The sequence below is a fragment of the Rhodovulum steppense genome (genome assembly GCF_004339675.1).
GTDB lineage: Bacteria > Pseudomonadota > Alphaproteobacteria > Rhodobacterales > Rhodobacteraceae > Rhodovulum > Rhodovulum steppense.
On the sequence record NZ_SLVM01000049.1, the window covers coordinates 1 to 8,914 of the forward strand.

At 59.7% G+C, this 8,914-nt stretch carries 6 protein-coding genes, 1 tRNA gene and 2 pseudogenes; 5 read left to right on the forward strand and 4 right to left on the reverse strand.

Annotated elements, in window-relative coordinates; all coding sequences use genetic code 11:
• Positions 1-132 precede the first annotated feature (132 nt).
• On the forward strand, positions 133-630 hold the full coding sequence (locus EV216_RS17825; protein ID WP_132697204.1) for a very short patch repair endonuclease: 498 nt from the start codon (positions 133-135) through the stop codon (positions 628-630).
• A 300-nt stretch (positions 631-930) separates the two neighbouring features.
• On the opposite strand, the gene EV216_RS17830 is transcribed toward EV216_RS17825, so the two are convergent.
• Positions 931-1,020 (reverse strand) — tRNA-Ser (locus EV216_RS17830).
• A 340-nt stretch (positions 1,021-1,360) separates the two neighbouring features.
• Between EV216_RS17830 and EV216_RS17835 the strand changes: the two genes are divergently transcribed.
• The 3 genes from EV216_RS17835 to EV216_RS17845 all read left to right on the forward strand — a co-directional run bounded on the left by EV216_RS17835 (position 1,361) and on the right by EV216_RS17845 (position 5,563).
• Positions 1,361-1,885: a helix-turn-helix transcriptional regulator gene (locus EV216_RS17835; protein WP_132697205.1), complete on the forward strand. Its 525-nt coding sequence runs from the start codon at positions 1,361-1,363 to the stop codon at positions 1,883-1,885.
• A 140-nt stretch (positions 1,886-2,025) separates the two neighbouring features.
• On the forward strand, positions 2,026-3,867 hold the full coding sequence (locus EV216_RS17840) for a site-specific integrase (protein WP_132697207.1): 1,842 nt from the start codon (positions 2,026-2,028) through the stop codon (positions 3,865-3,867).
• Positions 3,857-5,563 carry a hypothetical protein gene (locus EV216_RS17845; protein ID WP_132697209.1) on the forward strand — a complete coding sequence of 569 codons (1,707 nt, stop codon included), beginning with the start codon at positions 3,857-3,859 and terminating at the stop codon, positions 5,561-5,563. The genes EV216_RS17840 and EV216_RS17845 overlap by 11 nt, the downstream gene beginning before the upstream one ends.
• 61 nt (positions 5,564-5,624) lie before the next feature.
• Here the strand turns inward: EV216_RS17845 and EV216_RS17850 are convergent, their stop codons facing one another.
• Both EV216_RS17850 and EV216_RS17855 read right to left on the reverse strand, forming a co-directional pair.
• The gene (locus EV216_RS17850) at positions 5,625-6,053 is read right to left on the reverse strand and encodes a hypothetical protein (protein WP_132697211.1); all 429 of its coding nucleotides are present in this window, start codon (positions 6,051-6,053) and stop codon (positions 5,625-5,627) included.
• A gap of 1 nt (position 6,054) precedes the next feature.
• Positions 6,055-6,456, reverse strand: coding sequence for a hypothetical protein (locus tag EV216_RS17855; RefSeq protein ID WP_132697213.1), 402 nt, complete (start codon positions 6,454-6,456; stop codon positions 6,055-6,057).
• 310 nt (positions 6,457-6,766) lie between these two features.
• Between EV216_RS17855 and EV216_RS17860 the strand changes: the two are divergent.
• Positions 6,767-7,075, forward strand: a pseudogene (locus EV216_RS17860) (IS110 family transposase); the annotation flags it as partial.
• A gap of 94 nt (positions 7,076-7,169) precedes the next feature.
• Here the strand turns inward: EV216_RS17860 and tnpC are convergent.
• A pseudogene (gene tnpC, locus EV216_RS17865) lies at positions 7,170-8,642 on the reverse strand (IS66 family transposase); the annotation flags it as partial.
• Positions 8,643-8,914 lie beyond the last annotated feature (272 nt).

The following is an 8,914-nucleotide window of genomic DNA, read 5'->3' on the forward strand; positions in this document are numbered from 1 at the left end:
CTCGGTCAGCCAGTAAAGATTGCTCATAGATCAGGTCTCCTCGCGGAGCCTGAATCACGCCAAAGACCTGAAATCAATGGGTCTGGAGCCTAGGTTCGCAACACAAGGTAAGACCGCGCGGAACTCTAAGCAATGACCGACGTGTTCGATCCGCAGACGCGGTCAAGGATCATGGCGAGCGTTAAGCAAAAGGACACCGCTCCCGAGATCGCCATTCGCAGTGCGCTTCACAAGAAGGGCTTCCGCTACCGTCTTCACTCGAAAAAGGTCTATGGAAGGCCCGACTTGGCCCTTCCCATGCACCGCGCCGTCATCTTCGTTCACGGCTGCTTCTGGCATCGGCATCATGGATGCCGCTACGCCTCTACACCGTCGACTCGCGCGAACTTCTGGCAGGCAAAGTTCGAGGCGAACGTTGCTCGGGACAGCGCCGTCCGTGGAGTGCTGCTTGCGGCGGGTTGGCGTGTGGCGACGATCTGGGAGTGTGCCCTGCGAAAGCCCGAACAGGCCTCGCTAGCCACCGAGCGTCTTTCAGCATGGCTACTGACTGAAACTGACACGCTCGAGCTCGGCGAAGTCGAGGTCTCGGCACCCACCAGTGAAGGCGACGATGTCAGCTCTTCCAGCTGATTGATCCAGCCCGGCCGGGCTATGATGCGCCTCTTGAATGTTCGATCCGAGTTCCTTCTTGCGAACGCCACTGGCGTCGGAGTGTTTAGCTCATATATCCGCATTTCCTATGTTTTCAGAGGCTTGCAAGCTATTCACCAAATCCGCGCAGTCATCAGGTCCGGAGAATATCGGCCTTGAGAGACCGCTTTCTGGCCTCTTGGCGCCGGCACCAGTGCTCAGCCCCACCCGCATAACCGTCGAAAACAACGGAAAAATCCGGCCGCCGCCGGATCGGGAGAACGCTTTCGCGAGGGCAAGTGGCGGAGACGATGGGATTCGAACCCACGAGACGGTTTCCCGCCTACTCCCTTAGCAGGGGAGCGCCTTCGACCACTCGGCCACGTCTCCGCGGACGGGTATAGCCGGGCAAGCGAAGGAAATACAAGACAAAAATTGCACATCGCACAGAAGCTGTCAAGCGAGCGCGAACCCCCTGAAATGGCATGGAAAGGCACCGTCCGGAACTGTTCTTGGGCAAGATCTGGTCAATTCTGTTTTCGCTTCGTTCTGGCTGTGTCGCGGAGCGTCGCTCGTCCGAGGACGCTGGCACGCCGTTGCGGACCAACAGTCGGAGCCCCTCTTCGGGCCCGTGACGCGGCCGGCCCAGAAGCTCGGGCCAGGGATATCGGTGGCTCTGTTTCCGCAATTCGAGGGCCGCACCAACCTCCTTCCCAAAGGAGGCCTGATCATGGATGACGCGCTGCTGACGCCCGGCAATGCCACGCCGGAACAGTTGAAGACGTATTTTCGTCTCTCCTCTGTCCGCGCGGCCCGGGAGTTCGCGCGGAGACTGGGAATCCGCTGCGTGAATGGCGCCTATCCGTGGTTTTCGATCTGGATGGACGGCGAGCACCTGGCGCAACCGCCACGGACGCGCTGGGCGGAACTGAAACTGAACCACCTGACCGCTGTCGACCTTGCGGAGGTTCTCGACCGGTCCCCCCGTACCGCGCGGCGAAAGGCATGGAACAAGCCTGACGCAAGTTTTCCCGATCCCCTGGTCTTTGGGCCCAGACACCGCCGCTGGCGCGCAGCGCAGGTCCATGCCTGGCGCAGCGGCCTTCCTGTCCCCGTCTATCCCACGGCCCCGGTTCTGCGACCGCCAAAACCCGAAGACACGCCGCAGAACGTCAAGCCCGAAACGCACTTTGATGGCTTCAATCCCTTCCAAGAACTGGCGGAAGCCGGACAGGGAGGCAGAAAAAATGACTGATAAAACGATCTGCGGTCAAAATGACAGACGCGTCGATAGAATTACCTGCCAGTACTCCATGCGCGCATGTCATTTTCTGCTTTCGACCCCCGAAAAACGGCCAAAATCTCCGGAGACAGGTCAGCTACCGGAGATGACACATGTCCTATGACCCTTATCGCGAACTCGAATCGGCGCTTCCTCATACCGACACCAAGGAAAAGGGAACCGTGAGCCGTGTTCTCGATTGGCTGCCGGTATCGGGATTGGCCGAGAGCACACAGGCCGATTATCGCCGGGTTATCCTCAAGTTGCCCAAGGTCTTGGGAAAGTCGCTTGAGGACATCGCGCTCGACTGGCGCAGTCTTGCCGACCAACTGCCAAAGGATGATCCGAAATTTTTTGGATGCAAGACCGCGGCCGCTGCAAAGGCCTACCGCAGGAAGGCCATTGCGGCAGTGAAGGGGGCAAGCGGCGAACCTGACAGGAAACGCGAACGGCAATCAAGACAAGATGGTTATTCCGAGTTCATGGCTGAACTCAAGCGCGTCATGGAATGCAAGAGCATCACGCGAAACGAGTTCCACCCGAAGCAGGTTATCTGTCTTCGAAGCTATTTCGATCTCGCGCGTCAGAAAGGTATCGAAATCCGCGACCTTAACGACCAATCCGCGTGTTCAATCTACACGGCAGCAACGCGCGATCAGAAACGGACTGTCGTGAATGCGATAACCTTGCTCAATCGGCTGAGGACCGTCTCGTGGGGGAATTTCGAGCGCTGGCTGCCGTCTGCGCCGATAGAATTCAAGCCACCGGACCGCCGACGTCGGCATGGGAGACTCCCCGAGCACCTCGACGAGGAACTCGCCGTCATGGTGGAGATTGCGTGCAAGGGAACGCGCGACCCTTCCACGGGAAAAACCTTCGGCGGAACGAAACCCTCCCCTGTGCGCCATGCCGCATACAAGGTGGTGCACACTGCCCTGGACGCTCAGGGCCTCGACGCAAACAGCCTTGTGAGCGTGGCCGGTTTGTTCGACCGCCCGGCGCTGACGGACGTGATCGCCCGTTGGCAATGGTATGAAGCGCAAAACGATCCCCGCGCCATCAAGGGAAGCACAGCGATCGGATATCTTGCGCGACTGACGGCTTTTCTGGAAGGAAATGGCTATTCTTCGAGCCATGTCTCCGAACTCCTGCGAGATGTGGAGTGGCTTGTGACCGCACAGGCGAACTCGGATGGGATGACGCCAGCAGCCAAGCATCTTTGCAAGCAGCTCTGGCGTGACCGTCAATTGCGACTGTTTTTTCTCTCCCTTCATGTTCCGTGGCGCAAGGAAGCCATGGGACTCCTGCGCAAGACAAGATCAGGCAAGCCTCATGATGGGGTTCGGCTTGTCGAGCAAATCCGAAAGTATGGTGTCCTGGCCGCCTTTGCCGCCCTGGAGACGGATGCTGCCCCTCTGAGAGTCACGAATGCGCTCGAAATCTCCTACGAAGTCTCCGACCGCCTCTCCAAGAGCGATGCCTGGTTATTGATTTCAAGAGAAAAAGGCAGAGATGCCGCACTTAACGTGCCGGCCGGCACAACAAAGAATGGCAAGCCGATCAATGCACCAATCCGGGCCAGAAGTCAATTCCGCGGCCTGAGCACCATCCGGTGGTACATTGAAAACGTACGCCCCCTGTTTCCACATCACGAAAGCAGCAACTATCTGTTTCCTGCCATTGGTGAACCCGGTCGTCCTCTCGCGTACCAGACGTTCTTGAACTGGTGGAACCCAGCCATTCGCGAAACGCCTATGGGGTGCATGACACCGCACAACTACCGCCATGGCCAGGCGACAATCCTGATCAATGCAAGGCCCGGCGACTGGGCATTCGCAGCGTCGCGACTCGGCGATGAGGCCAAAACCGTAGAAAGACGCTACGGATGGATCGACCATGAACACCTGATGATCGAGGGTCACAGGATCCTGGAGGAGAGTGTCTTTGTCGCTTGATCTGGAATCCACCCTGCGGGAACTCTCGACGGCGCTTGGTCGCGCTGGGTCAACCAGTCGCGGTGACACCGTGCGAATTCAGAGCTTTGTCGATTGGTGTCGCCAGCAGGGCGTGCCTCAGGTCGACTGCAGACTGCTTCTCGCATTCGCATCCGTGCAGCCGAAACGCCATGCCCTCCGCGCCCTGGAGACTTCCTGCAAGAAACTACTTCCAGACGGGCATCCATTTCGCGGGGTCCTTCGATATGCAGTTCAGGAACTGGATCGAGGAAGGAGAGGCGCACGAACAAGACAGGAAATACTTGAAGGGCCGTGGTGGCGCCCCTTGTTCGGCAAGGCAAATATTGACGCGCTCAGCTACACTCAACTCAAGGTCGTCGACAACCATCTGGAATGGATGGCGAAAAAACAGATTTCGAGCCCTACCGCCGAGGATTATCTCGCCTACGCTTCCAACTGCCAATCGGCGCCCCCCCTGACAAGTCTGCAGGCGGCATATATCCTTCTCGGCCTTCCCGCGACACCCAGCATCGTGGAAGCACTGCCCGCTGCGATCACACGGAAAAGGCAGATGACATCCCGCCCTTCATCATCCATTTCAAAACCACAGAAAGTCAGGAAATTGTCCGTGTCGCGACACTCACTTCCCCCAGAGTGGCAGGAAAGCCTCGCCGATTTGAGAAAGGGGATGTTGAAGAATTCTGTAAAGGCGCCGAGTAGGGGTTACTACTCGACGGTAGAGAGAGCAGTTTGCCAGTATATTCATGCATGTCGCCAGAACAATCTCAAGGACGATTTTTCCCTCGAGGGAATTCAGGCATTTCGCTCTGTCCTCGAGGCCAGAAAGAACAAGAATCGAGATTTGCGGGCAGCCACGAAGAAGATGTATTTTGACGCCTTGCTACGTTTTTCTCGCTACAGAGGGGAATCGGACGAATTGATCGGAATTCTCCGATCCGCGTCGCATGCTCTTGAGATGGATTTCAAAAACCAGAACCCGCTGAAGTTCGGAAAACTGCAGGAGGCAGGAAGTATCCAGCGGATTCTTTCGACAGCGATCGATCTGAAAGCGGCGTCACGGAAAGAGCACACATCAACCTGGCGTTCTGCGAAGATCAATGAAGCGCTCGCTCTTGCCCTGTTCGCTTTCCTCCCGCTGCGCCTGGGCGATACGCGTCTATTTTGGGGGGCGCACATAACCTTTGTGGCGGGTCGCTACTTCATTGACTGCACAACACGAAAAACAGGCACTCCGATATCCGGGCCGCTCCCGATGTTTCTGGAGCCGTTCTTTGCGGAAGCGCTTCTTCTCGGCGTGGACGAGGTGTTTCTGGATCGATACCGGCAAGAGGCGATCAACTCTCGTGCGCCGTTGTTTCGCAAGCCGGACGGGACGCAGCGGGCCCGGAGTTTCGCAAGTGACGCGTGGCGCAAACATGCAGGGACCGGCATGCATATCGCGAGGTCCCTCGTGCACACGGAACTTGGGCAACTCGGTTGCAAGGGTACGGCGATGGCTCTTTCGATATGTGCACAGCGCGACCCGAGAACCGCGCGCTTCTACCAGGGGCAGGCGATGCATGACGCTCGGATGCTGCAAGCGCTCCACATTCTTGGCAGCGACATCACTGAAGAGGAGCAGAAGATCTTCTTTCCGGATCTCGATTCGAACGACGAGTCTTTTCAGTGCGGATAGTCAGGTTGATACCTTCCGTGGACTTGGGATAGCCCGCCCGCATGGCGGGCGGGCCTTTGTTCTAAAAGCGTGACATGAGTTCCTGCGCGACGATCCGCGACACGAGGAAAGCCTCGAAAAGATCAGTCAGCTGAGCAAGCTCGCGTCCCCGATCGGTATAGACTGGAATCTCTTCCACACTTCCGATATCGCCAGCTTCTGGATCGTGGAACCCGCGAAACACCCGCCGTCGCTCAAGCTGTTCTTGGCGACAAAGGTCATTCAGGCAATCCCGCACGTGAAGCAGGCTCCCCTCATCCGCATCGCTGAAAGGGTTTCCGTCGGCCAGACCCGCAACGCAGCGTCGCAAGCGATCAATCTCCAGGCTATCTCGTCCCGGGACGAGGCGGAATAGCTCTGCCGCAGCTTGACGCCCGAGGCGCACGGTGCGGTCAACAGCGAGATCAACTGCGAGGATGCTTGTTGTCTCTGCATTCCCGTTTTTGGTCATCTCAACAAACCTCCCCCTGAAGATCAGATTGGCGGTCGATGTCGGCGAGCAGATTCCAGAGGTTGTCTGCCAACAGGCATATTTCGATGACGACAGGGTCCTCCGGCGAGATATGCGGAATGCAGCCAAACTCCGAACTCTCCAGGCTCCCGGGATCTTGCAACGTCAGCAGACGATGGAAGGCCACGAGGTCGCGTACGAGTGCTGTCGAGAAGCTGTCGGCATCGCGTAGTCGCTCAAGAAAGCGATATACGCGGGCTTCCATGCTCGCGTCGGCGAGAAGGTGAGCTGCATTGGCAAGGGCCTTACCGTGCAGGTTGAAGAAATCGCGCGCCGCTGCCAGGCGCACATTCGGTGTGACGACTTCTGTCGCGTTCTTGAAGGTTTCGGCTCTAAGATGCATGAGCGTCTCCCGTTTATGCTGTCGCACCACGCGACAGCGTCAATTAACCCGCGGGACCTCCTTTCGTATCGGGTGGTTTGTGAGCGAGTCATTGGGCGGCAGCAGAAGGGATTGGGCTCTGCCTCACTCAATTTAGGGGATCGCGCCTTGGCTGGTTTCGGGGCGCGGTTGCAGCCTGCAAACCGCGCCGCGAAATCAGCCCGGGATGTCAATCGGCATCCATGTTTGATGGGGTGGATGCCCCCGCCCGACGGCATCGCGATGTGCCAGGATGGTGATGCTGAAGTCACCATAGAAAGGGGAGGCATCCATGAATGAGGTTAGCATCGTCGGCGTCGACCTCGCAAAGCAGGTCTTTCAGGTTCACGGCGCTGCGGCGGACGGGCGGGTGCTGTTCCGCAAGAAATTGTCACGCCCGCAGTTCGCGAAGTTCATGGCGGCCCTGCCTCGGTGCGTCGTGGCGATTGAGGCCTGCGGCACCGCGCATTACTGGGGCCGGGAGTTGGCCGGGCACGGGCATGACGTCCGGCTCATCCCGCCGGTCTATGTGAAGCCGTTCGTGAAGCGGCAGAAGAACGATGCGGCCGATGCGGAAGCCGTCGCCGAGGCGGCCCACCGTCGCCGCCGCTCCAGCCCAAGAATATCGCCCCGCATCACCAGCCCCACATAAGATACGTCGTTAACGACGTCGTTATGCACGTGCCTTAGGCGAAGGGCTCCACGCCGTTGATCTTGCAGGTCTCGATCAGCGAGGCGATGCGGCCCCAGGTTCTGCCGCCCTCGTCATGGCCGGCGAAGAGTGCATTCTTGCGATTCAGGGCAATCGGGCGCACCAGATTTTCGACATTGTTGGAGTCGATCTCGACGCGGCCGTCGGTCAGGAAGGTCTGCAACCCGTTCCAGTGGTTGTGAATGTAGGCCAGCTTTTCGCCGAGGCGGGACTTGGCGGAGACGCGCAGGCGTTGCGCTTGCAGCCACTCGCCGAAGGCAGCGACCAGCTGCGCGGATCGGGCCTGCCGGGCCGACAGGCGCTGGCCGGGGGCGCAACCGCGGATGTCTTTCTCGACGGCATAGAGTTCGGCGATCCGACGCAGGCCCTCGGCGGCGATCTCGGACCCGTCACGGTCGAAGACCTCTTTCAGCTTGCGCCGCGCATGGGCCCAGCAATGCGCCACGGTGATCGGATCGCCGCCTTTCCGGGACGGCCTGGTCAGCCGGTTATAGCCCGGATATCCGTCGATCTGCAGGATGCCATCAAAGCCGGTCAGGAAGGTTTCGGCGTTTTTCCCGTGGCGGCCGGGGGCGTAGAAGTAGACCACCCCGGGCGGGTCGTCGCCGCCCCAGGATCGATCATCGCGGGCCAGCGCCCAGAGATAGCCGGTTTTCGTCTTTCCCTTCCCCGGGTCCAGCACCGGCGCTGTGGTCTCGTCCATGAAGAGCTTGGTCGACCGTTTCAGATGTTCGGCCAGACGATCCACGACCGGTTTGAGGTGGAAGCTCGCGGCCCCGACCCAGTCCGCGAGGGTCGAGCGATGGATATCGATCCCACCGCGCGCCAGGATCTGGCTCTGGCGATACAAGGGCAGATGATCCGCGTATTTGCTGACCAGAACATGGGCGATGAACGCCTCGGTCGGCAGCCCGCCCTCGATCAGCCGCGTCGGCGCGGGCGCCTGTGTCACGCCGTCAGTGCAGACACGGCAGGCGTATTTCGGGCGGATGGTCTCGATGATCCGGTGCTGGGCGGGGATGATGTCGATGCGCATGCTGCGATCCTCGCCGATCTTATGCATCAGGCCGCAGCCGCTGGGGCATTCGAGGCTGTCGGGTTCGATCACCTCTTCGATGCGCGGCAGGCTGTCGGGCAGATCCCGGCTCTTGCGTTTGGCCTTCGCCCGTTTTTGCCGGGGGCTGTCGTCGTCGGAAGCCTCTGCCTGCTTCTGTTCCTCGACCTCGGCCAGCGCGGTCTCGAGCTCTTCGAAAGCCAGCTGACGTTCGTCCTCGCTCAGCTTCTCCGATTTCTTGCCATGCAGCGCCTGGTTCAGTTCGGCGATCAGATGTTCCTGCCGACGGGTGATCTCTTCGAGTTCCGGCACGCGGGCGGCACTGGCCTGCAATGCCTCGAACGCAGCCCTGTAGGCCGGTGGCAGAACGGACAGATCGAGATCGTCGAAGGTCGCGGTCATGCCCGGATCATAGCCTGCACAGACCGGACCTGCCTCCCAGATCCGGCGCTTGATTCACTCCGCCGCAGCCGGCTGATGAGCGACAACCAATTTGGCCGACAGCGTCAACCGATATGGCCGGTGGCCCCAGCCGGAGGGAGGGCGTAGCCCGACCGTAGGCTGGGGCCACCGGCGCGTCTCTCTTCCGGGGAGTGGGTGCTGGCCGCTGCGGGCCGGTAGGGTCGAGGTCTCTGAAGCCAAACGGAGATCCGACCGTGCCGGGCAAACCCGTC

Coding starts and splice junctions, on each gene's coding strand:
- EV216_RS17825 (WP_132697204.1), top strand. CDS start 133: ATGACCGACGTGTTCGATCCGCAGACGCGGTCAAGGATCATGGCGAGC.
- EV216_RS17835 (WP_132697205.1), top strand. CDS start 1,361: ATGGATGACGCGCTGCTGACGCCCGGCAATGCCACGCCGGAACAGTTG.
- EV216_RS17840 (WP_132697207.1), top strand. CDS start 2,026: ATGTCCTATGACCCTTATCGCGAACTCGAATCGGCGCTTCCTCATACC.
- EV216_RS17850 (WP_132697211.1), bottom strand. CDS start 6,053: ATGACCAAAAACGGGAATGCAGAGACAACAAGCATCCTCGCAGTTGAT.
- EV216_RS17855 (WP_132697213.1), bottom strand. CDS start 6,456: ATGCATCTTAGAGCCGAAACCTTCAAGAACGCGACAGAAGTCGTCACA.